This window comes from Flavobacterium gillisiae, assembly GCF_900107635.1.
GTDB classification, from domain to species: domain Bacteria; phylum Bacteroidota; class Bacteroidia; order Flavobacteriales; family Flavobacteriaceae; genus Flavobacterium; species Flavobacterium gillisiae.
This window is the reverse complement of sequence record NZ_FNRD01000019.1, coordinates 1-22824: the sequence shown is the minus strand read 5'-3', so window position 1 is coordinate 22824 and position 22824 is coordinate 1. Positions and strand designations below refer to the sequence as shown.

The window sequence follows — 22824 nt, the reverse complement described above, 5'->3', positions numbered from 1 at the left end:
ATATGAATAATCAGTGTCCAAATTGTTCAAGTAGTTTTACGGAAAAAACAAAATTTTGTAAAATATGTGGTTCCAATCTTCAAAAAGAAGTAATTGAAAACCCAACATGCCCTTTATGCAATGAGGTGTTCAGCTCCGATATAAAATTTTGTATTCAAGATGGAACTCTGCTTGTACATCCAGATAAACTAATCCCTAAATGTGTAGTTTGTAAAAAAGCATATACAAATGGAACGAAATTTTGTCCAAATGATGGTGGGAAAATTGAGTTAGAAAATAAATTAGCACCACTTAAAACCACTCCTCAAATTCCCATAATTGAGCCTGTGAAACAGATATTCCAAGAGCAACCCGTCTACAAAAATAAACCTAGCAACAGTTATAACAAAGCTCCAACAGGAAAACGATTTTTGGCGTATATATTGGATATATTTTTTGCATTCCTATTGTTTTTACCTTCACTATTCTTCCTTTTTGGTTCTATAGCTTCTTATGTAAATAATGATTATTATGATGTAAATGCAAGAAACTTAAATTTTGGACTACTCTTACTCTTACTGCCCTTTTGGTATGCACTGGTTAAAGACGGAATGGGACAAGGGCAAAGTTGGGGGAAAAGTGCTCTTGACCTAATGGTAATTAATATCAATACTAATGAACCTTGTACAAAATGGAATTCAACAGGAAGAAATATACTTTTTAGCATTATTTGTGGAATTCCATACTTGGGCTATCTAATAGAAATCATTATGGTTTTTGCAAATCCAGAAGGACGAAAACTTAGTGACTTAGGTGCTGGAACACAAGTTATTGAAGTTAAAGAATATAAAAATAATTAAACTACACTATACAAAAATGAAGAAATTAATCCTTTTACTATTGATATCCCTTTCAAGTTTTGCTCAAAATGATGACTATTCTAAATTAAACAAAGAAGATCTAATAACTAAAATTAATTCTAAAAATAAAGAAATACTTCAACTTAAGACAATCATAAAAGAAACTAATGAAACATTTCTCAGGGAGCTCTTTAAAAATAAATATGTTTTAGATACAAATTATTTTAAAGATACTGAATTAGCAAATGACGATAATACTAAAAAATTTGAAAATTCAACTATTCTTTTAAACAGCATATTAGCAGATGAATCTACTAGTGAAGAAGACAAAAAATTAGGGCGAAAAGCACTAGATTTTAATGTAAATTATCTAACACTTTTTCAAATTAAAAAGACCCTTTTTTACCAAAAACATGATGAAATAAAGGTAACTGAAGCAATTAAAAATATAGATAATTTACCCCTTTTAGAAGAGGATAGTAAACTTCATAAAGAAAAAACTAACATTAAGGCTTTTTTAAGTAACTACAAGGGTAATTCTTGCGCCTTAAAAAAGCAGCTAGATCAGTATAGAACAAATCCTGACCAAAGTACTACCTTCAAACAAGTGTATACTAAATTAGAAAGCAATCCTCATTACAAAGATTACCCTTATTTAATTGAAATTATTAAGAAGATAAAATCTAATGTTAATTTATATACGGCTGATGATTTAGGCCCATGCGAAGTAGAAACAGCGGCAGTGCCAATAAATACTTCTACAACAGAAAATAGTAAAACAGTTGAAAAAGAGGTAAATAAAACTGATGTTATAAAAGTGGAAAAGTCCAAACCAGAAGAAAACAAAACCGCCAAAAAACAGTAAAAAATAACTAGAAGAATATGGATGGATGGATAGAAATTTAGGTGCTAGCCGAGCCGCTATTGCAGTAGATGCCTATGAAGCCTATGGAGGTTTATAGCAATGGGGACGCCGCAATGACGGTCATGCAAGTATCGATTGGAGCTCAAGAGAGTATGGCGCTCCTATCGAAGATAGTACTTCTAAAATTTCAATAACTGATACTCCAGAACATGGATTATTTATTCAAGGAACCAACTGGAGAAGTACTAGAAACAACAATTTATGGCAAGGTGAAAACGGAACTAACAATCCATGTCCAGCTGGCTATCGCGTTCCTTCCAATTCAGAATTTGAGGCTGAAATTATTGCCTATCATATTACAGATGCCGTCACTGCTTATAATTCTGTACATAAATTTGTTATGGCAGGTAACCGTTACTATAGTGACGCTTCTATCTATAATCAAGGAGTAAGTATTAACCTGTGGACGAGTTCACTAGATGGTTCTACACCTATTAGTCGTTACTTATCGAGTGCTAATTCGGGAGCTGGTACAACTGAAAGTTCAAATGGTTTGTGTGTGCGTTGCATAAAAGATTAGTCAAGTGATACATCATAAAAAAATAGAGAATCAATTTAGAAAGGCCTTTTTAAAAAATAATTAGTGAGGTAAAATTTAATGAAAAATGAATATAGAAATAGTCGCACCTAATACTACTAAAAGATTTGATAATCAAGTAAATATTAAAGAATACTACAACCAAACCTGAAAATAAAAATACAGCAATTGCTGCCTTAAGCAATTTAAAAAAAATTCAAATTTAAAAAGATGAAAAAAGTAATACAAATCACTTTATTGTTTCTCCTAGTCTACCAGGTATCCTTTGCGCAAAAAAATGATGAAATAAAGTATAATGAAGCTTTAGAAGCATATAGACAAGAGAATTATGAAGTGGCTGTTTCAAAAATACTAGAAGCAAAACCCCTATATCGAACTGTCCCTCCTAAAGTATTATATATAGAAATAATGGCGAAGGCAGAAATCATCAAAATAAATCCTTTTAGTGACTTTGCTCTATTAGATGGGACACGAAAACTGGCAGCAAAATACTTAATAGATAATAGCACCCGTAAAAATGAATATTATAATGATATTCAAAATGTAAAAAACGAACTATATACTTTCCCTAAAGATAAAGTTACTTTTAATGCTCTAAAAGAATCGGAAGAAAGAGAACGGGCTAAGATAAAATTAGAGAAGGAAAAACAAGAGCAGGAACGCAAAATAAAAGCCGAAGCGGAAAGAATAAAACTCGAAACGGCAAATGCTGAAGCTGAAAAAAACAGAAAAGCGGTAGCAGTTATTGAAGCCGAAAAAGCGAGACTAGCCAAAATAAATGCAGAAACCAATAGAGTTAATCTAGAAAAAGAACAAAAAATACAAAATGAAAATGAAAGAAAGTATTATGATAGTCTTGAGAAAAAATCAAAAAGAAAAAGACCATTTTCCAGTTTGGGATTTCAAAGTGGTGAAATAGCTAAATATGGTTTGTTATATGAAGGCGGAGGAAGAAAATTTATGGGTTTTCATATTGCACTAAGAACAAGCTTAACTCCAGATGAAGAAATATTAAATGGAGTAAATACAGCCAACAAAACCGAAATAGATTTAGGACCTAATTTTAAAATTTCGAGACATATATATTTTAATCTTGGAGCAGGATACGGTATGTATAGTTTTGTTGATCGTAATGATTATTCTGGACGCTCAGAGGTAAATAAGGCAGGCTATCTTGTTACTTCTGCGGGTTTAATGATACGATTGAGCAAAATTATCAACATTAATGGTGGTGCCTCTTTTATGGATATAGACAAAGGTTTTTATAAACCGGAAATCATTTTCGGTTTATCGTTCAATCTAAAAGGAAAATAATAAAGCGCATTAATAATAAAAACCATTTTAATAATGAAAATTAAAAAATATTTTAAGACAATTATAGCAATAGTTATTAGTACATGTGCTTTTAATAGTTGTACCGATGAATTTGAATACGGCAAAACACAAAACGCAGTTAAAACGCTGGAATCTTCCAATATATTACAAACTACAGCTCTAGTTTCTGGTACCGTAATAACTGATAATGGTTCTAACTTATCTGCGAGAGGTATTTGTTATGGTACTAGTAAAAATCCAAATACATCAGGATTAAAAAAAACAGACGTCACCGCAACTTTAGGTACTTTTACATGCGCTCTAAATAATTTATCTCCTAGCACCACCTATTACGCAAGAGCCTATGCATCGAATAACTTAGGAACCGCTTATGGTAATGAAATTGCATTTACCACTCAAGCAGCAACTGTGCCTATTTTATCTTCAACTACCGATGCAAATCAAGTTACGGCTACTTCGGGAAATACAGGAGGAACTATAACAAATAGTGGCGCATCTAATGTAATAAGCAGAGGAGTTTGTTATAGTAGTACGGTAACGAGTCCAACAACTCTAGACCCTAAAACAAATAATGGAACAGGCATAGGTTCTTTCACAAGTTCACTAATAGGATTAACTCCTAATACTACCTATTATATTAGAGCCTACGCAACTAATAGTATTGGAACTGCTTATGCTGATGTAAAATCATTTCGCACTACTACAGCTACAGTACCTATTGGAGTTAAAACAACGGCTTTATCTTTTACTACCCAAACAACAACTATAGGAGGAGGGAATATTTATAATGACGGAGGAGCTACTATTTCTTCACGTGGCGTTTGCTGGAGTAATACAACTACATCCCCAACAATTACTAGTCCAAAAACAATCGATGGAACAGGTATTGGTGCATTCACTAGTTCAATTACAAGTTTAACGCCTCGAACTACCTATTATGTTAGAGCCTATGCAACTAATAGTGCCGGTACAGCCTACGGAGATACATTCTCTTTTACAACTGTTTCAGCTACAGTTCCGACTGGTATAACTACAAATTCCGTGTCTTCAATTACCCAAACAACAGCTATTGGTGGTGGGAATATAAATGCTGATGGTGGAGCTACAATTACATCTCGTGGAGTGTGTTGGAGTAATACAACTTCAAGCCCTACAATTTCAAATAGTAGCACAAATAATGGTTCAGGAACCGGTTCTTTTTCAAGTTCATTAACTGGTTTAACCCCAAGTACAACCTATTATGTAAGAGCTTATGCTACGAATAGTGTCGGAACGGCTTATAGTAGCACTACCTCTTTTACTACCTCATCGGCTACAGTTCCGACTGGTATAACTACAAATCCCGTGTCTTCAATTACCCAAACAACAGCTATTGGTGGTGGGAATATAAATGCTGATGGTGGAGCTACAATTATATCTCGTGGAGTGTGTTGGAGTAATACAACTTCAAGCCCTACAATTTCAAATAGTAGCACAAATAATGGTTCAGGAACCGGTTCTTTTTCAAGTTCATTAACTAGTTTACCCCCAAGTACAACCTATTATGTAAGAGCTTATGCTACGAATAGTGTCGGAACGGCTTATAGTAGCACTACCTCTTTTACTACCTCATCGGCTACAGTTCCTACAGGTATAACTACAAATTCCGTGTCTTCTATTACTCAAACAACAGCTATTGGTGGCGGCGGTTTTACGCTTACTGTTGGAGAAACTATTACAGAATATGGTGTTTGTTGGAGCAATACAACTTCAAGCCCAACAGTCTTGAACAGTAAAAAAATTGGATTAGCCCCGCCCGGCATTGGCTTCAATACATTTTCAAGTACATTAACTGGTTTAACAGCAAATACAACCTACTATGTTAGAGCTTATGCTACGAATAGTGCTGGAACTGCTTACGGAACAACAGTAACATTCACAACACCACAAAATTTAGTTGTAGGTCAAAGTTACCAGGGTGGTATCATTGCCTATATTTTTGCAGCAGGAGATTCGGGTTATGTTTCAGGACAAACACATGGTCTTATTGTAACAACTTCAAACCAAAGTACGGGCGCTCAATGGGGCTGTTCAGGCACTAATATATCTGGAACAAGTTCTTCTATTGGAACTGGTTTAGCAAATACTACCGCTATTGTAAGTGGATGTACCACATCGGGGATTGCAGCTCGCATTTGTAGTGATCTGGTTTCTGGTGGATATAGTGATTGGTATTTGCCAAGTTATTATGAACTGCAAAAATTATATTTAAATAGGTCAATCATAGGTGGGTTTACAAGTACTTCATATTGGTCCTCATATCAGTATTCTTCCACAATGGCTTATGGTATAAGTTTTGTAAATGGTGGTGCCGTAAGTAACACTAAAACAACTCCGCTTTACGTGAGAGCGATTAGAAAATTTTAATAAAATAAATGTGTTCATTTCAATTGCTAGATGTATAAAATTAAGCTAATCGACACACTTACGAGTGTGTCGATTAAAATTAAAATTTCAATAATTATCTAATCAAACAAACTAATACCCACTTTTCCGGTAAGCCTTCCAAATAATAAATAGGCTCCCCATACCTGTCTTTAACACGAAGGATTTGTCCATCTACAAAATACAATGCCTTCCCGTATTGATCCTTTTGGCGTATAGTTAATCCATCAAAATAATAGATTGCAACACCGTATCGATCTTTTATTCTGACCGTGTTACCATCCATAAAATAGAGTTTATCTCCGTATCTATCTTTATTTTTAATGGTTTGGCCATCATAAAAATAGAGGGGTTTACCATAGTTATTTTTTGATTTCAAAGTCAAACCATCTACATAAACAATGGAGTTTCCATACCTATCTTTTTGCTTGACACTTTGTCCAATAGTAACACTTGTGAATAGTAGAATAATCAGAATAATAAATAGCTTTTTCATAAATTTAAACATTAATTTTAATCCATAATCCCTTCTTCTAAGACTTTGTCCCAACAAATTACAGCAACTTTTAGGAATATCAGACAAGAAGTTAATTTATTTTCAACAATGATAAATACAACTAATGCCATTAAGGTTATTCTAACGTTTTTACTCCTCCTCTGTCTTCTCAATATGCCCTACAGTTTTTACCAATTGGTGCGTTTTACAGCAATGGTAGGATTTGCCTATTTAGGGTATGCCGCAAATGAAAAGAATAAGAAAAACGAACTATTTATCTACATAGCCTTAGCGCTTCTATTTCAACCCTTTTTCAAAATAGCATTGGGAAGAACTGTTTGGAATATAGTGGATGTAATTGTAAGTATTGGGTTGGTGATTTCGGTAATCAAAGATTCAAAAATAAGATTGAAGAGATAATCTAAGCACAATAGTAAAGTAATGAAAGCAAATATTGTCTCATCCTGAAATAGCGATCAATAAATAACATCCGGATAAAACTGATGGCCTACACAGCAAAACGAATTTAAAAATGCTTTAAACTGTATCAAATTAAGGGAAACCGTAAAGTAAATCAATTATGGAATCCTATTTTTGATTTTATTCAAACTGCTGATATAAATAGTGATACATTATTTATTAATAGTACTGTAAGCTGTTCAAGATTTGGATAGGTTATTTCTTTATAAAAGTATAAATTTACATGTTGACGTTTCTAGTTTTTTAAATCTAAAAACACCACTATTTTAAAAAATTAAGCATAACATTACAACCCTAAATTTCAATGAATCAATCCGTACACAATAAATTAGTTTCTTTCATTTGGTCTATTGCAGACGACTGCCTTCGTGATGTTTACGTACGAGGAAAATACCGAGATGTCATTTTACCCATGGTCGTATTACGTCGATTAGACGCTTTACTCGAACCAACCAAAGAGTCCGTAATGCAAGAATTAGCCTTCCAGAGAGACGAAGCAGGTTTTACGGAATGGGACGAAAACGGATTGCGTGCCGCTTCGGGATATGTTTTTTATAATACAAGCGACTGGACTTTACAGCGCTTACACGATACGGCAACCAACAGCCAACAATTGTTACAAGCCAATTTTGAAGATTATCTAAATGGTTTTAGTTCGAATGTAAAAGAAATTATCGAAAAATTCAAACTCAAAAGTCAGGTGCGTCACATGGCATCCAAAGATGTTTTGTTAGATGTTTTAGAAAAATTCACTTCGCCAGATATCAACGTAACCCCTTTTGAAAAAAATGATTCTAATGGTCGGAAATTATCCGCCTTGACCAACCTTGGAATGGGTTATGTTTTTGAAGAATTAATAAGAAAATTCAACGAAGAAAATAACGAAGAAGCAGGAGAGCATTTTACGCCTCGTGAAGTAATCGATTTAATGACGCATATTATTTTCGACCCTATAAAATACAACTTACCGCCCGTAATGACCATTTATGATCCGGCTTGTGGAAGTGGTGGAATGTTGACCGAAGCCCAAAACTTTATCAAAGACGAAGAGGGCGAAATTCGTGCTGTAGATTCAGATGTGTATTTGTACGGAAAAGAAATCAACGACGAGACCTATGCCATTTGCAAAAGTGACATGATGATTAAGGGGAACAACCCCGAGAATATTCGTGTGGGTTCTACCCTATCTACAGATGAATTTGCAGGAACAACTTTTGATTTTATGTTGTCTAATCCGCCTTATGGGAAATCTTGGGCAAGTGAGCAAAAATATATTAAAGACGGAAAAGAAGTTATTGACAGCCGTTTCAAAATTCGTTTAAAAAACTATTGGGGAATCGAAGAAGATACCGATGCGATTCCGCGTTCTTCAGACGGACAATTGTTGTTCTTGATGGAAATGGTCAACAAAATGAAACCGCTTTCGCAAAGTCCTTCAGGAACACGCATTGCCTCTGTACACAACGGGAGTAGCTTGTTTACTGGTGATGCAGGAGGAGGTGAAAGTAATATTCGTAGGTACATTATCGAAAATGACTGGCTCGAAGCGATTGTGCAACTACCCAACAATTTATTTTACAACACAGGAATTACCACCTACATTTGGATTCTTAGCAACAATAAAACAACCAACCGAAAGGGAAAAGTGCAGTTGATTGATGCAGGACAATTGTATCGAAAGCTCCGAAAAAACCTCGGAAACAAAAACTGTGAGTTTGCTCCAGAACACATCACCGAAATTGTAAAAACCTATACCGATTTACAAGCCATAGAAAGAACCGCTGACGAAGCTATAGCCGCCAAAGTATTTGACAACAGCGATTTTGGTTATCACAAAGTGACCATCGAAAGACCCAAACGTTTGAAAGCGCAATTTACAGCAGAGCGCATTGCCGAATTGCGTTTTGACAAAAGCTTACGCGAACCGATGCAATGGGTGTACGAAACCTACGGCGAAGCTATTTATACAGATATTAAAAAGCACGAAAAAACCATAAGCGATTGGTGTGAGAAGCAAGAGCTAAACCTCAATGCCAAACAATTAAAAACCTTGACCACCGAAGCAATTTGGAAAAAGCAATTGGATCTAATGACTTTGGGACAAACGCTAATGACAGCCGTAGGAACAGATGAATACAATGATTTCAATCTTTTTAAAGACAAAGTAGCTGCAGTTGTAAAAGCCAACAAACTAAAGGTAAGCGCATCAGAATTGAACGCTATTTACAACGCCATTTCTTGGTACGATGCCGATGCCGAAAAAGTGATTAAAAACACCACCAAATTAGCAGGTGACAAACTCGAAAAGTTGTTAGCCTACTTGGATTGCAAAACAGACCGATTAGCAGATTATGGTTATTTCCCAACAGCTAAAAAAGGGGAATATACAGTTTATGAAACCGAAAGTGATTTGCGAGACACCGAAAACATTCCTTTAAAAGAAAACATACACGATTATTTTGTTCGTGAAGTGCAACTGCATGTTGCCGAAGGTTGGATAAATTTGGACGCAACCAAAATTGGCTACGAAATCAGTTTTAATAAATATTTCTACCAACACAAACCATTACGTGCTATTGAAGAGGTAACTGCGGATATTTTAGCATTAGAACAACAAAGCGATGGACTAATAGCTGAAATTTTAAACTTGGTATAAGAATGGAATCAGAAATTATATTATATCAAACCGAAGACGGCCAAACAAAAATACAGACGCGTCTTGAGAACGAAACCGTTTGGTTAACGCAAGAGCAAATGAGTGCGCTTTTTACAAGAGATAGAACTGTAATTACAAAACACATTGGTAATATTTTTAAAGAAGGAGAACTAGAAGAAAAAAGCAATGTGCAAATTTTGCACATTAGTGGTTCAGATCGCCCTGTGAAGTATTATAATCTTGATGTTATTATCTCAGTAGGCTATCGTGTAAAGAGCTTACAAGGTACAAAGTTTAGACAATGGGCCACTTCCCGCTTGCGAGAATACATTGTAAAAGGCTTTACCATGAACGATGATTTGCTCAAAGAAGCAGCTGGCGGACCTTATTTTGAAGAATTATTAGCACGTATTCGCGACATACGCTCTTCCGAAAAGGTGTTTTGGCGCAAAGTATTAGATATCTACGCTACTAGTGTAGACTATGACCCTAATGCCACAACTTCACAGCAATTTTTCAAAACCATACAAAACAAAATGCATTGGGCAGCACACGGTCAAACTGCTGCCGAAGTTATTTACAATCGTATCGATACTGCAAAACCACACTTGGGACTTACCCATTTTAAAGGGGAACAACCCACAAAAAAAGAGGTTGGCGTAGCCAAAAACTACCTGAACGAGCAAGAACTAAACGTATTGAATCGTATGGTAACAGCTTATTTAGAAATTGCCGAATTACAAGCCTTGAACCGCAAACCAATGTACATGAATGATTGGTTGCAACGTGCAGATGATTTCTTGCAAATGACAGGAAACAATATTTTGACACATGCAGGCACAGTAAGCCATGAACAAGCTTTAGAAAAAGCTAATCATAAGTACCACGCCTACAAAGACCAACTGAAAAATGAACTTTCAAAGGTGGAAAAAGACTTTATAAATCAAATAGAGAGTACACAAAAACAGCTAAAAAATAAAAAATAACATGGAAACAGCTGTACAAAACACAACAAAGCAGTACGAAAACTACAAACCTTCAGGTGTGGAATGGTTGGGCGATATTCCTGAGCATTGGGAGGTATCTAGATTAGGAGTATTGTTAAATCCAATTTCTATAAATAATAGAACTGATTTATCATTATTATCGATAACCAGAGAAAAGGGAGTTATTTTAAGAGATTTAGAAGATGAAGGAACAAATCATAATTTCATTCCAGATGATTTATCAAATTATAAAGTTCTGTTGAAAGGACAATTTGGAATGAATAAAATGAAAGCTTGGCAGGGTTCTTATGGAATTTCTGATTATGATGGAATTGTTAGTCCTGCTTATTTTATTTTTGATTTGGATAAAAAAATTACACCTGAATATTTTCATTTATCTATTAGAAGTAAATTATATGTTTCTTTTTTTGGTTCTGCTTCTGATGGCGTAAGGATTGGCCAATGGGACTTATCAAAAGAGCGAATGAAACAAATTCCTTTTCTAATTCCATCTTTAAAAGAACAAACCGCTATTGCTGAATTTCTTGACGACAAAACCACCAAGATAGACCAAGCCATTGCCATCAAGCAACAGCAAATAGACCTACTCAAAGAACGCCATCAAATACTCATTCACAAAGCTGTTACAAAAGGGATTAATCCTAATGTAAAACTAAAAGACAGCGGTGTAGAATGGATTGGAGAGATTCCTGAGGGTTGGGAGGTGAAGAGGTTAAAATTCAACTTAAAAAAGTCTTTTAGTGGAGGAACTCCTTCCACCGATAAACTTATATATTGGGATGGTGGGATTCCTTGGGTTTCTTCGGTAGATGTAAAAGTAGATTATTTAAACAAAACAGTAAGAGAAATTTCATTAATGGGATTACAAAATTCTTCATCCAATCTTGCACCAAAAGGTGCATTAATTTTCGTAACAAGGTCGGGGATTTTACAACATACCTTTGCAATTTCAATTTTGAATAGAGAAATGGCAATTAATCAGGATATAAAATGTATCATTTTTAATGACAAAATTCAATCTGAATATTTTTTAAACCTTATAAAAGGAAATAATTCTGAAATTTTAGTAGAAGTGAGACAACAGGCAGCTACAGTTGAGAGTATAAATATGTCCTCTTTCTATAATTTACTTATGCCGGTTCCCCCGATTGAAGAACAAAAAGAAATCTCAGCTTATATTGAAAATATTACTGATAAAATCGCCACCGCTATTGCAATAAAAAAGCAGGAGATTGAGAAATTAAAGGAATACAAGAGTAGTTTAATTGATGGGGTTGTAACGGGTAAGGTTAGGGTTTTTTAAAAAGAAAAAAAATGAATTTCGTAGATATAGCTACTTTAAACATATCAACAGAGCTTGATGCATTAAAACGAGACACGCAACGTAATAGCTTTTACCTTTATCAACATAAAGGTGTCTTTTTCGCGGACAATACACGCATAGGGAATAATAACCAAAATGAAGCAAGAACAAAATTTGTTAATGTTTTAACTAAAGCAAAAGATGAAAATATTTCTTTAGTATTATCTCCAGAGTATTCTTGTCCAAAGTCTGTGATAGAAGAAATTATCGCAAACAATCAACTTCAACCTTTGCAAAATAAACTATGGGTTTTAGGAGGTGAATCTTTAAATAAAGAGGAGCTAAATTATTTAAAGAATATGGATAATGAAAATGTACATTTTCATTTTGAGGATTGCTATTCTGCTTCTGATAAAAATTATGTAGATCCACTATATTATATTTTCAGGGGTGAATATGATGGAGTTGAAAAATTAATTATTTTAATTCAGTTTAAAACTAGACATATGGGAGGTTTACGTTCTAATCAATTGGAAGCGGAAAATCTTATAGAAGGTGAAAATGTTTATGTAATCAAGAATAATCAAAATTCAATTAGGTTAATATCTTTTATTTGTTCCCAAGCAATAAATTTTAATGATTCTTATGATGAAGTACTTTCAAATAATCATAGCTGGACGGATTCACCCTTCCTGATACTAAGTTTGCAATACAACCCTAATCCTTCTCACAATGATTTTATCGCTTTCAAAAAATTTGCTTTAAAAAAAGAAAAAAGAGAGTTAATTACACTGAATTGGGGTATCGAAACAACGTTTTTAAATGGTAGAAGTTTATATCATGACACAAATTCTCCCAGAAGCGCAATTTATTTTAGAACTACTGATGAAGATTTAGATTATAGTCCAACGACAATAGTCAACAATCATAAAAAGGGGCTGTACTTTTTGCAAATTCTTAGAACCAAGCGGGTGTATGTTCTAAATGGTATGGTGGAACTATTTAAAATCCATAATAAACCAGTTAGTATTGATAATGGACAAGAAGTGCAACAACGCAGAGAAGGTCCATCTGTTGGTAATATATATAAATTTGATGTAGATTTAAATTTAAAAGAGATTGATGAAATAGATGATAATCATATAACTTTTTTAACAAGTAGAGGTATCAAAAATACTTATTTACTTAATAATGATGAGACTATTGTTGACAAGGAACGATTAGTAAATATTTCAACAGGTAAAGTAAAAGGCAAGGAAAAAAATAAATGGTCGGATGTAATTCATTTAAATAGCTTTACCTTGAGTGAATCAGACGAATGTAATCATAGGGTTACCTATACAGAGGATACATATGAAATAAGTGAAATAATCAGAGGCTTAAACTGCTCAAATATCTTTGAATTGGATCAAAATATTTTACCAAACAAATCATTTTATCCTAATAGTATAAAACACCTTAAGGTCAAAAATATTTCATTAGCTTATGCTAAAGATGCTAACAAATTTAGTTATAATTACAACGTATTGAATGATAATGGTGTTCTAGAAAAAGCTACAATATGTTACATTGGTTCAGCGGTTAGCTCTCTAGTAGTTAATAAGACTTATGATGAACTTCAAAAAATTTTTGATGAAGAATCTCCAGGTAAATATACGGTTGTAGTATTCTACAAACAAGGAAATACTATTTTGTATAAATCAAATCCTGACGCAGGAAGTATTACTGAAATTCCCAATGATAATATTTCAATCACATAAATATCTATGAATACTCAACAATTAATAGAACAATCTCAAAAATTATTTACTGATTTTAAACCCGTAAATAATGAATTATATAAAGGACAGTTAAATATTAATAATAAGGCTTCTGGTATTTATTATTTGAATTTTAACCAGGAAATTTCAGAAGATGTTTTTGAAGAATTACAAGATAAATATCTAGCAGAAGAATTTTATAACCAAACTGAGGTACTTCAATGGAATATTTATTTGCTATTTATTAATAGTAATATTTCCGAAGATTTAAAATTAAAAATCCTTAGAAATGACAAATACGCTCGGAAATTAATTTTTAATGGTAATGAATTTCTAGATTATTTTAAATTAGAAGAATCCAGTAGTTCCGAACTACCAGACATTATTTCAGTTTGGAAAGAAGAATTAAACAAAGTTGGATTACAAGAATTACACAGTTCTGCTTCTAATGATGGAATAGTTAGAAATTTTTTAAATGATAAATCTCCCGCAATTGTAAATAGAGCAGAAAAAAATTTAGAACATATTCCAATTATAGAAAAAATCAATTCAATAAACTTAAATCAAGATTTCAGACGATTTCCTCAAATTCGAAACTTTAATTTTGGTTCGGTGAATTTATTCACAGGCTCTAATGGTGTGGGCAAAACAAGTTTATTAGAATCGATTGAATTAGTTCTTACTGGAAAAACGCAAAGAAACAAGGACAAATACGAAGCTCCAAATTCTATTACTGCCGTTTTAAATCAAGATTTCGTTGACACTTATTCTCATAATAACAGAATTTACAAAGAAAGAGGAACTAAATGGTACAAAAGACGATTAACTGAACAAGGAAATCGTACTTATGAATCATTTAACCAGTTTAACTTTTTTAATACGGATGCTGCCCATCAGTTTTCAAATGCCGAAGATGCTGGTGCAATTAATGAATCTTTAAAGCAAATTATTTTAGGAGAGGAATTCACAATTTTAAAAGATAAGATTGAAAAAATTAGACCAAGACTTCGAACGGAATTAAATAAAGCTTCCAAAGAAATTAGTCAAAAATTGGATAATCTTAAAAAAAATAAAGATCGCATCAGTGAATTAAAAAATGATGAAAATTTTAATGAACTAAAAGGAAATATTAAAGGGAACATGCTTAGCCTCAGATATAAAGCTATTTATGACGAATCCAATTATTCAGTTTCTGGTTTATTTGTCAACGAAATTAAAAATGAATTAGATTTTATATTATCTAAAAAGGTAACAAATTTTAGTAAGTTTAAAGAAGTTAGTGGTATTGTTGAAACACGTAAAAATTTAGTTTCCGAAAACAAGGAAGCCTTTAATTTGAATATTGTAAAGTCAAATGAAAGTATTCTTGATAGACAAAAAAATAAAGATATTCTTTCAAAAATTAATACCTTTTATAAATATATTGAAATTGATAATTGTTCCAAGATTGAAGATTTAGCAATTAAGTATAAAAAAATTGAGACGCAACTTTTGACAATAAAAACGTTAAAAGATTTAAACAATTTACAGCTAGATATAGTGAAATTATCAGAAGAACGTAAATCACTTGCCGACTTAATATCATCTAAAAAATCTGTACTCGTAGATAAAACTATATCACAAGGCGATTTAAAAGGTGAAATATCTCTTTTACAAAAAGGGTTTTCACTTAATGAAGGGCTTATTATTGAACTAAAAACTATTGGAATAAAAATTCTAAACGACAAGTTTCATTCGAATCAATGCTGTCCGTTGTGTGATCAGGAAATTTCAAAAACAGAACTTTTATTAAGGCTAGATAATGATTTTAAAAATGATGATTTTAAAAATCTTATTAAAAGTAAGAATGATTTATTAGAAGTATTAAATAAGGAAATTGACCAACTAGAATTAGAATTAAAACACTTAAGGAGATATGAAATGGTAGTCTTTGAATATTTAAAAGATTACGAAGGTTTAAATCTTTCTCAAATAAATAATGCCATTAAAGAAAGGATTGCCAAGGAAAATGAAATTTTATCTGAAAAAGAATTGTATGATAAAATATTTTTCCAATTAAATAATATTGAGGGATCCATATCTGAGTTTTCTATTTTGAAATTGGCTGTACAAATAATATACCCAAATGTTGATATTTTAAGAAAACAAGTGTTAACTGAGATTATTGATAATCTTAAAATGCAAATAAATAAAAGTAGTACTGAAGTCGATAATTTTAAAGTAAGTAATGATAAAATAATAAATGATTTAAATGTTGCACTAAAATTATCGTCCTATGCTGATAGTTTTGATAAAATCGAGGAAATTATTAAATCAAATGATAATTTAATCGATTCATTAAATTTCAGCTTTCAAAATTTAAATCGTTATTTAGATATTCCAACAGATAAAAGTATTATTGATTTATCAAAAGATTTAGCGCTTTTAAATAAAAATTTGGACACATTCAGACTAATTGAAAATAGTCAGAACGAAATAAAAAAACTTTTGACTTCAAATGAAGAAATTGAAAAGTCTTTTCCTAATCTAAAAACTTTAAATGGTAGATTGAATAGAGCTGTTGAAGTTTTAGATAAACTTAGTGATAATAGTGAAGATATTATATTAGAGGATTTCTTCAAAGCTAATTTGATTGAAATAAAAGATATCTTTACTACAATACATTCGCCAAAAGAGTTTGATAATATTGCATATGTATCTAGTAAATTAGTTTTAATAAAGGGGGGTGAATCATATGAAATCTCACAAATAAGTACAGGTCAAAGAGCAGCTTTAGTTTTATCGATTTTTATAAGTTTAAATAGAAAATTAGAAAACGGCCCAAATATTTTAATTTTTGATGACCCAGTCACTTTTATAGACGATTTCAATGCATTATCTTTTTTAGATTTTTTAAGATATTTTATTGTAAAAGAAAAAAAGCAAATATTTTTTGCTACCGCAAATAAAAAATTTTCATCATTATTTAAAAAGAAGTTTGAATTTTTAGGAGATGAATTTAAAGAATTTAAATTAGAAAGATAAAAATATGCATAGCCAAACCAACGAACAAGCTCAAATAAAAATAGCTTATCTATGAAGCAAAAAATATTTCTTTCCAGTGTACAAAAGGAATTTGCCCTAGAGCGAGAGGCACTGCATCGTCATATCTTGACCGATCCTGTGCTGCAACTGTTTTTTGAGCCTATTTTATTCGAAAACTTGCCAGCCAATGGTGCGCAACCTATAGAAGTATATTTGAAAGAAGTAACCCAAGCCGAAGTGTATTTGATTTTGATAGGAAAAGAATATGGTTTTGAAACGCCATCAGGTATTTCTCCTACGGAACTCGAATACAATCTGGCGCAAGAAGAAAATGTCTTTTCGTTGGCATTTATAAAGAACGAGACTGAGGCAGAACGAGACCCAAAAGAACAAGCTTTGTTTCGTAAAATTCAAAATTCGTTGTCCTACAAACGTTTTAGCACTACAAACGAATTACTGTCTGAAGTAACTAAAGCCTTGGTGGTGATTTTGCAACAAAAAGGCATTTTACGTTCCATTGATTTTGATTCCGAAGTAAACAGTAAAGCTAAACTTGACGCCATTGATGAAGACAAAGTAAACAATTTTATCAGTTTAGCGAGATACAAAAGAGGCTTTCCATTACGCGAAGGAACAGCATTGCCGAAAGTTCTTTCGCATTTGAATTTCATTTCTGAAACACAACTAACCAATAGTGGGATTCTTGCCTTTGGACAAAATCCACAACAATTTTTCCCAACAGCCGTAGTTAAATGTGCCCATTTTCATGGATTGCATGTCGCTAAACCCATTCCAGATCACCGTGTAATCAAGGGTGATGTGTTTACACAAGTAGATGAAGCAGTTGATTTTATTTTGTCTAAAATTGCCCTTTCTGTAGGTTTGCGTTCACAGACTAATCAAGCGCCGCTACAATATGAAATTCCAAGAGCGGTAATTGCCGAAGCTATAGTCAATGCCGTTGCTCATAGAGATTATCAAAGTAAAGGAAGTGTGCAATTAATGCTTTTTGCAGATAGAGTGGAGATTAGTAATCCTGGAGGACTCCCACCAGAACTGACTTTGGATAAACTAAGAATAGACCACGCCTCCTATCCTAGAAACCCACATTTGGCAGAAGCATTGTACCAAGCGGGATATATAGAACGTTTTGGAACAGGTACAGGAGAAATACTTCGTTTGTGCAAAGAACATGGATTATTAGAACCAATATTCAACTTAGAAGAAGGATTTAAAGTTACTCTATGGCGACCAACGACAATTAGTGGACAAGTTACTGGACAAGCTACCGACCAAGTCACCGACCAAGCTACCGACCACGTTAGTGGACAAGTTAGTGGACAAGCTACTGGACAAGTTAAAGAAGGTATAAGAAGAGTTCTTTATGTCATAAATGAAGAGTTAAAAACGAGCGAAATAATGGATATACTTGATTTAAAACATAGAGAGTATTTTAGAGACAACTATTTATTACCAGCAATAGAGGAAGGATATTTAGAACTAACTATTCCTGATAAACCAAGTAGTCCAAACCAAAAATACCGCCTAACTGAAAAAGGGCAACTATTAAAAAACAAATTAGAACAAGATGCATAGCCAAACCAACGAACAAGCTCTCGAATCTGCCATAGAAAAAAAACTAACTGGTAGTTGTCTCGAAGAATTGAAAATTGCAGCAACTACAGTCGATAGCGTGAATGAGCGTGCCGAGTTGTACCGTTCGGGCAATGGCTATTTCATAGGTTCAGCCAATGATTTCAATGCTAAATTTGCTATTGATGAGGTTCGATTTTGGCATTTTCTAGAAACTACCCAAGCAGAAGAATTGGCAAAAATCCAAAAGCAAAGCGATTGGAAACTCAAAATTCTAGAGCGTTTGGATCGTTTGGTAAAAAAATACGGCATTTTACGTATCCTCAGAAAAGGACTTGAAGTAGATGATGCCCATTTTACGTTACTCTATGTGTTGCCTTTAGCGAGCAGCAGTGCAGCTGCAAAGGTAAATTTTGAAAGCAATGAATTTAGCGTTAGTCGCCAAATACGGTATTCGATTACCAATCCAAGAGAAGAGATTGACATGGTTATTTTTGTTAATGGTTTGCCTATTGCTACCATGGAACTCAAAAACCACTGGACAGGTCAAAACGCTAAAGTTCACGGACAAAATCAATACAAATTCAAAAGAGACATTACACAACCTTTGTTGAACTTTGGGCGTTGTATTGTGCATTTCGCAGTTGATACAGATGAAGTTTATATGACAACCAAATTAGATGGAGCAGGAACTTTTTTCCTCCCTTTTAATCTAGGACATAATTACGGTAAAGGCAATCCACCGAATCCTTTTGGCCATAAAACCGCCTATTTATGGGATGAGGTTTTAACGCGTGAAAGTTTGGCTAATATCATTCAGCATTTTGTGCGCTTTGACGGAAAAGAGAAAGATCCTTTAAGTAAAAAAACTTTGTTTTTTCCTCGTTACCACCAGATGAACGTGGTACGTAAACTAATAGCCGATGCAAGTAAAAACGGAGTAGGTCAAACCTATTTAATTCAACACTCCGCTGGTTCCGGTAAATCTAATTCTATTACTTGGGCAGCCTATCAATTAATAGAAACCTATCCTGAGAGCGAAACCACTCCAGGAAGTCGTGGCGTTACCAATCCGTTATTTGATTCGGTAATTGTAGTCACTGACCGTCGTTTATTAGACAAACAATTAAGAGAAAACATCAAAGAATTCTCGGAAGTTAAAAATATTGTCGCTCCTGCTTATTCGTCCAAGGAACTAAAAGAAAGTTTAGAAAGTGGCAAGCGAATCATCATTACCACCATTCAAAAATTCCCTTTCATCGTTGATGGAATAGCCGATTTAAGCGACAAACGTTTTGCGGTCATCATAGACGAGGCACACAGTAGCCAAAGTGGCTCAGCTGCTGATAATATGAACCGTGCCATGGGTAGCAACAACGTGGAGGAAGAAGAAGATGCCCAAGATAAGATTTTGGAAATCATGCGTTCTCGTAAAATGAGTACAAATGCGTCTTACCTAGCCTTTACAGCGACCCCAAAAAGCAATACTCTAGAGAAGTTTGGCGAACTACAAGAAGATGGAAAGTACAAACCATTCCATTTGTATTCGATGAAACAAGCTATTGAAGAAGGCTTTATCTTAGACGTGCTAGCTAATTATACTACATATAAAAGTTACTATGAGATTGAAAAATCTATAGAAGACAATCCGTTATTTGATACCAACAAAGCGCAGAAAAAATTAAGAGCCTTTGTAGAGCAACACAAGCAAACCATCGCTATAAAAGCGGATATTATTATAGATCATTTTTCTTCTAAAATTGTCAGTACCAAAAAACTAAAAGGGAAAGCCAAAGCCATGGTCGTTACGCAGAGTATCGAATCGGCGATTCGATATTATCTAGCTATTCAATCTATTTTGAAAGAGAAAAAGCAGCCTTTCAAAGTGGTTGTTGCTTTCTCAGGCAAGAAAACCGTGGATGGCATTGAATATTCGGAAGACAGTCTCAATGGTTTTGCCGAAAAAGATACGCGTGATAATTTTGATAGTGATGATTACAAAATATTAGTTGTGGCCAACAAATACCTAACAGGATTTGACCAACCCAAACTAACCGCCATGTATGTCGATAAGAAGCTTCAAGGCGTTTTAGCCGTGCAAGCATTATCAAGATTAAACCGTGCAGCTAATAAATTAGGAAAGAAAACAGAAGATTTATTTGTGTTAGATTTCTTTAATTCGACCGAGGAAATTCAAGACGCTTTCGATCCTTTTTACACTGCAACTTCATTGAATAAAGCCACCGATGTCAATGTTTTGCACGAAATTAAAGCAACTCTCGACGAAACAGGGGTTTATGAATGGGCAGAAGTAGAAGACTTTGTAGATAAATATTTCAACAAAGTAGACGCACAACTGTTAAGTCCTATTATCGATTTGGCAGCAGACCGATTTAATAGTCAATTAGAATTGGAAGACAGCGATAAAGCCGATTTTAAAATTAAAGCCAAACAGTTCGTCAAAATATACGGTCAGATGGCTTCTATCCTCCCTTATGAAGTGGTGAACTGGGAAAAACTTTTCTGGTTTTTGAAGTTCTTAATTCCAAAACTAATCATCATTGATCCTACTAGCGATGCCTTGGATGAATTATTAAATTCAGTTGATTTATCTACCTACGGACTAGAAAGAGTGAAACTGAATGCAGGAATTGGGCTAGACGATGCCGAAACCGAATTAGACCCTCAAAATCCAAATCCTCGTGGTGCTCATGGAACGGATAAAGAAGAAGATCCGTTGGATTTCATTATCAATAGTTTTAATGAACGATGGTACCAAGGTTGGGATGCAACACCAGAAGACCAAAGAGTAAAGTTTGTAAGTCTAGCCAAAAACATGCAAACCCATCCCGACTTCAAAAACAAGTATGCAGAAAACACAGATAGCCAAAATAGAGAAATTGCATTCGTAAAAATATTCAATGACGTAATCGCCAATCATCGAAAAACAGAACTTGATTTATATAAAAAGCTGACTCAAGATGATGCCTTTAGAATTGCTATGCAAGATACATTGAAGAGGATATTGAGTGCTTAATATTATATTAAATAAATTATTTTAGAAATAAAAAACAAGCAATTTTAAGCAATGCTTTTGATTATGTGCGATACAAAGAGAGCATTCAACCTCTAATCACAATTGCCCACAACAATGGTTTTTCTTTTATGAAGGATTAGTTCAACAACACATCTAGACAGGCTGATTTAGCAATCACTGCTTTATTTTTAATTAGAACAACAACATCAAAATATAATATGAAGAGTATAATCATTAAAACATTTACAGCCACGGCAACAATAGGATTATATAAGGCATACTCCAATGAACTTATTTCTATAATTGACTTTAAAAAAATATTGTATAAAGCACAGGAACAAATTAAAAAGGAATTTGATGTTGCGTTGAGCACTAAACTTACCCTTTGCGAAATTGTTTTCCTAGGTCAGGAAGAGCCATCGGTATCGCTGGATTTTATCCAATATCCTAAATTCCCTACTGAAGAAGTACTGCTGAAAAAAGCAATTATCCAGTTAGTAAAATTGTTAATGGAAAACCTGGATCAAAATCGAACCGTAATTGTGTTCCAGGAGGAAACTATTTGTTTAGAAAAATCAGAAAGAATAGATCCTAAAATTCAATTTTAAGAAATAAGCTAATGAAAAAGTTAATCTTAATTGAAACCCTATTTAATCCGACACATCTAATTTGTAATTAGTTAATACTATAGTAGTGCTAAAATAAAACAGACTAATCTTCTATTTAAATTATGAAATTATGAACCAAGCAAGTTTTAGTATTAGAAAATCGAAGCTAGAAGCAGAATTAAAGAAAAAGTCTAGAATACTTGGTAAAATATCTGAATGGAACAAAAATACAGTGATTGAATTAACTATTACTGACGGTTTATTGACATTGGTTATTCCAGGTTCAAGAATTGAATTACCATGCCTAACAAAAAGCACTGCCAAAGCAACAATAAGCTTCTTTTACTTCAAAAAAATTATACAAACATGGAATGATTTAAAAATAGAATGCATTATAATGGATAGTACCATTAAAATTGGAGTAACTTCATTCAAAGCACAATCTACATTTTTTGAATCAGACCGCATTTTAAGAAGTATTAATTTACCCATGAATTATTCAGGGTATCATTTATTACAATTAGAAAACCGTGGTTTTACCGCAGAAGAAATTGACTTTAACGGTCTAGAATTTGAGCTATATCAAGCAAAAAAAAGCTTAAAAGCTTCGATCAGAAAAACAACTGAGCTACTTCAAATATATGGCGTTACTGCTGTTGAAATAGAAGAATTGCTAAACAATAAAATAAGAATGTAATTACTAGTGGATATCTCGGTTCGATTTGTGCCACTGATTTCGGTTAGACCGTGCCACCCATTTCGGTCAATTTGTGCCACTATTCCGGTTCGATTTGTGCCA

The 22824-nt window shown here is 33.4% G+C and carries 16 protein-coding genes; 15 read left to right on the top strand and 1 reads right to left on the bottom strand.

Translation table 11 applies throughout. The features are described 5' to 3' along the window. Positions 1–2: 2 nt before the first annotated feature. The 5 genes from BLV35_RS18750 to BLV35_RS18730 all read left to right on the top strand — a co-directional run bounded on the left by BLV35_RS18750 (position 3) and on the right by BLV35_RS18730 (position 6043). Positions 3–839, top strand: a complete 837-nt coding sequence (locus tag BLV35_RS18750) for an RDD family protein (RefSeq protein WP_091093864.1) — start codon at positions 3–5, stop codon at positions 837–839. Positions 840–855: 16 nt separating this feature from the next. After that, complete coding sequence (locus BLV35_RS18745; RefSeq protein ID WP_143031889.1) at positions 856–1704, top strand: hypothetical protein; 849 nt, start codon at positions 856–858, stop codon at positions 1702–1704. 400 nt (positions 1705–2104) lie between these two features. After that, a complete protein-coding gene (locus BLV35_RS18740; RefSeq protein WP_091093858.1) occupies positions 2105–2284 on the top strand; it encodes a hypothetical protein in 180 nt (59 codons plus the stop codon). 228 nt (positions 2285–2512) lie between these two features. Then, positions 2513–3616 (top strand): cell envelope integrity TolA family protein, encoded by a 1104-nt coding sequence (locus BLV35_RS18735; RefSeq protein WP_091093856.1) that lies wholly within the window; start codon positions 2513–2515, stop codon positions 3614–3616. Between the two features lie 33 nt (positions 3617–3649). After that, positions 3650–6043: a DUF1566 domain-containing protein gene (locus tag BLV35_RS18730; protein ID WP_091093852.1), complete on the top strand. Its 2394-nt coding sequence runs from the start codon at positions 3650–3652 to the stop codon at positions 6041–6043. A gap of 94 nt (positions 6044–6137) precedes the next feature. Here the strand turns inward: BLV35_RS18730 and BLV35_RS18725 are convergent, their stop codons facing one another. Then, positions 6138–6557 (bottom strand): hypothetical protein, encoded by a 420-nt coding sequence (locus BLV35_RS18725; RefSeq protein ID WP_143031888.1) that lies wholly within the window; start codon positions 6555–6557, stop codon positions 6138–6140. Positions 6558–6665: 108 nt separating this feature from the next. On the opposite strand from BLV35_RS18725, the gene BLV35_RS18720 reads away from it, so the two are divergent. The 10 genes from BLV35_RS18720 to BLV35_RS18675 all read left to right on the top strand — a co-directional run bounded on the left by BLV35_RS18720 (position 6666) and on the right by BLV35_RS18675 (position 22722). Further along, entirely contained in the window at positions 6666–6977 is a 312-nt protein-coding gene (locus BLV35_RS18720; RefSeq protein WP_091093846.1) for a DUF6804 family protein, read from the top strand. A 364-nt stretch (positions 6978–7341) separates the two neighbouring features. Beyond that, a complete protein-coding gene (locus BLV35_RS18715; protein WP_091093843.1) occupies positions 7342–9693 on the top strand; it encodes a type I restriction-modification system subunit M in 2352 nt (783 codons plus the stop codon). 2 nt (positions 9694–9695) lie between these two features. Continuing rightward, positions 9696–10679, top strand: coding sequence for a virulence RhuM family protein (gene rhuM, locus BLV35_RS18710; RefSeq protein WP_091093840.1), 984 nt, complete (start codon positions 9696–9698; stop codon positions 10677–10679). A gap of 1 nt (position 10680) precedes the next feature. After that, entirely contained in the window at positions 10681–12003 is a 1323-nt protein-coding gene (locus BLV35_RS18705) for a restriction endonuclease subunit S (protein ID WP_091093837.1), read from the top strand. 11 nt (positions 12004–12014) lie between these two features. Further along, positions 12015–13763, top strand: coding sequence for a hypothetical protein (locus BLV35_RS18700; RefSeq protein WP_091093834.1), 1749 nt, complete (start codon positions 12015–12017; stop codon positions 13761–13763). Between the two features lie 6 nt (positions 13764–13769). Next, the gene (locus BLV35_RS18695) at positions 13770–16787 is read left to right on the top strand and encodes an AAA family ATPase (RefSeq protein WP_091093831.1); all 3018 of its coding nucleotides are present in this window, start codon (positions 13770–13772) and stop codon (positions 16785–16787) included. A 51-nt stretch (positions 16788–16838) separates the two neighbouring features. Continuing rightward, entirely contained in the window at positions 16839–18383 is a 1545-nt protein-coding gene (locus tag BLV35_RS18690) for a Fic family protein (RefSeq protein ID WP_091093828.1), read from the top strand. Beyond that, positions 18376–21417: a type I restriction endonuclease subunit R gene (locus tag BLV35_RS18685; protein WP_091093826.1), complete on the top strand. Its 3042-nt coding sequence runs from the start codon at positions 18376–18378 to the stop codon at positions 21415–21417. Before BLV35_RS18690 ends, BLV35_RS18685 begins: the two co-directional genes overlap by 8 nt. A 218-nt stretch (positions 21418–21635) precedes the next feature. Then, positions 21636–22025 (top strand): hypothetical protein, encoded by a 390-nt coding sequence (locus BLV35_RS18680; RefSeq protein WP_091093823.1) that lies wholly within the window; start codon positions 21636–21638, stop codon positions 22023–22025. Positions 22026–22155: 130 nt separating this feature from the next. Further along, complete coding sequence (locus BLV35_RS18675) at positions 22156–22722, top strand: hypothetical protein (protein WP_091093820.1); 567 nt, start codon at positions 22156–22158, stop codon at positions 22720–22722. Positions 22723–22824: the final 102 nt, after the last annotated feature.

Coding starts and splice junctions, on each gene's coding strand:
- BLV35_RS18750 (WP_091093864.1), top strand. CDS start 3: ATGAATAATCAGTGTCCAAATTGTTCAAGTAGTTTTACGGAAAAAACA.
- BLV35_RS18705 (WP_091093837.1), top strand. CDS start 10,681: ATGGAAACAGCTGTACAAAACACAACAAAGCAGTACGAAAACTACAAA.
- BLV35_RS18685 (WP_091093826.1), top strand. CDS start 18,376: ATGCATAGCCAAACCAACGAACAAGCTCTCGAATCTGCCATAGAAAAA.
- BLV35_RS18715 (WP_091093843.1), top strand. CDS start 7,342: ATGAATCAATCCGTACACAATAAATTAGTTTCTTTCATTTGGTCTATT.
- BLV35_RS18680 (WP_091093823.1), top strand. CDS start 21,636: ATGAAGAGTATAATCATTAAAACATTTACAGCCACGGCAACAATAGGA.
- BLV35_RS18675 (WP_091093820.1), top strand. CDS start 22,156: ATGAACCAAGCAAGTTTTAGTATTAGAAAATCGAAGCTAGAAGCAGAA.
- BLV35_RS18690 (WP_091093828.1), top strand. CDS start 16,839: ATGAAGCAAAAAATATTTCTTTCCAGTGTACAAAAGGAATTTGCCCTA.
- BLV35_RS18725 (WP_143031888.1), bottom strand. CDS start 6,557: ATGAAAAAGCTATTTATTATTCTGATTATTCTACTATTCACAAGTGTT.
- BLV35_RS18700 (WP_091093834.1), top strand. CDS start 12,015: ATGAATTTCGTAGATATAGCTACTTTAAACATATCAACAGAGCTTGAT.
- rhuM (WP_091093840.1), top strand. CDS start 9,696: ATGGAATCAGAAATTATATTATATCAAACCGAAGACGGCCAAACAAAA.
- BLV35_RS18740 (WP_091093858.1), top strand. CDS start 2,105: ATGGCAGGTAACCGTTACTATAGTGACGCTTCTATCTATAATCAAGGA.
- BLV35_RS18730 (WP_091093852.1), top strand. CDS start 3,650: ATGAAAATTAAAAAATATTTTAAGACAATTATAGCAATAGTTATTAGT.
- BLV35_RS18695 (WP_091093831.1), top strand. CDS start 13,770: ATGAATACTCAACAATTAATAGAACAATCTCAAAAATTATTTACTGAT.
- BLV35_RS18735 (WP_091093856.1), top strand. CDS start 2,513: ATGAAAAAAGTAATACAAATCACTTTATTGTTTCTCCTAGTCTACCAG.
- BLV35_RS18720 (WP_091093846.1), top strand. CDS start 6,666: ATGATAAATACAACTAATGCCATTAAGGTTATTCTAACGTTTTTACTC.
- BLV35_RS18745 (WP_143031889.1), top strand. CDS start 856: ATGAAGAAATTAATCCTTTTACTATTGATATCCCTTTCAAGTTTTGCT.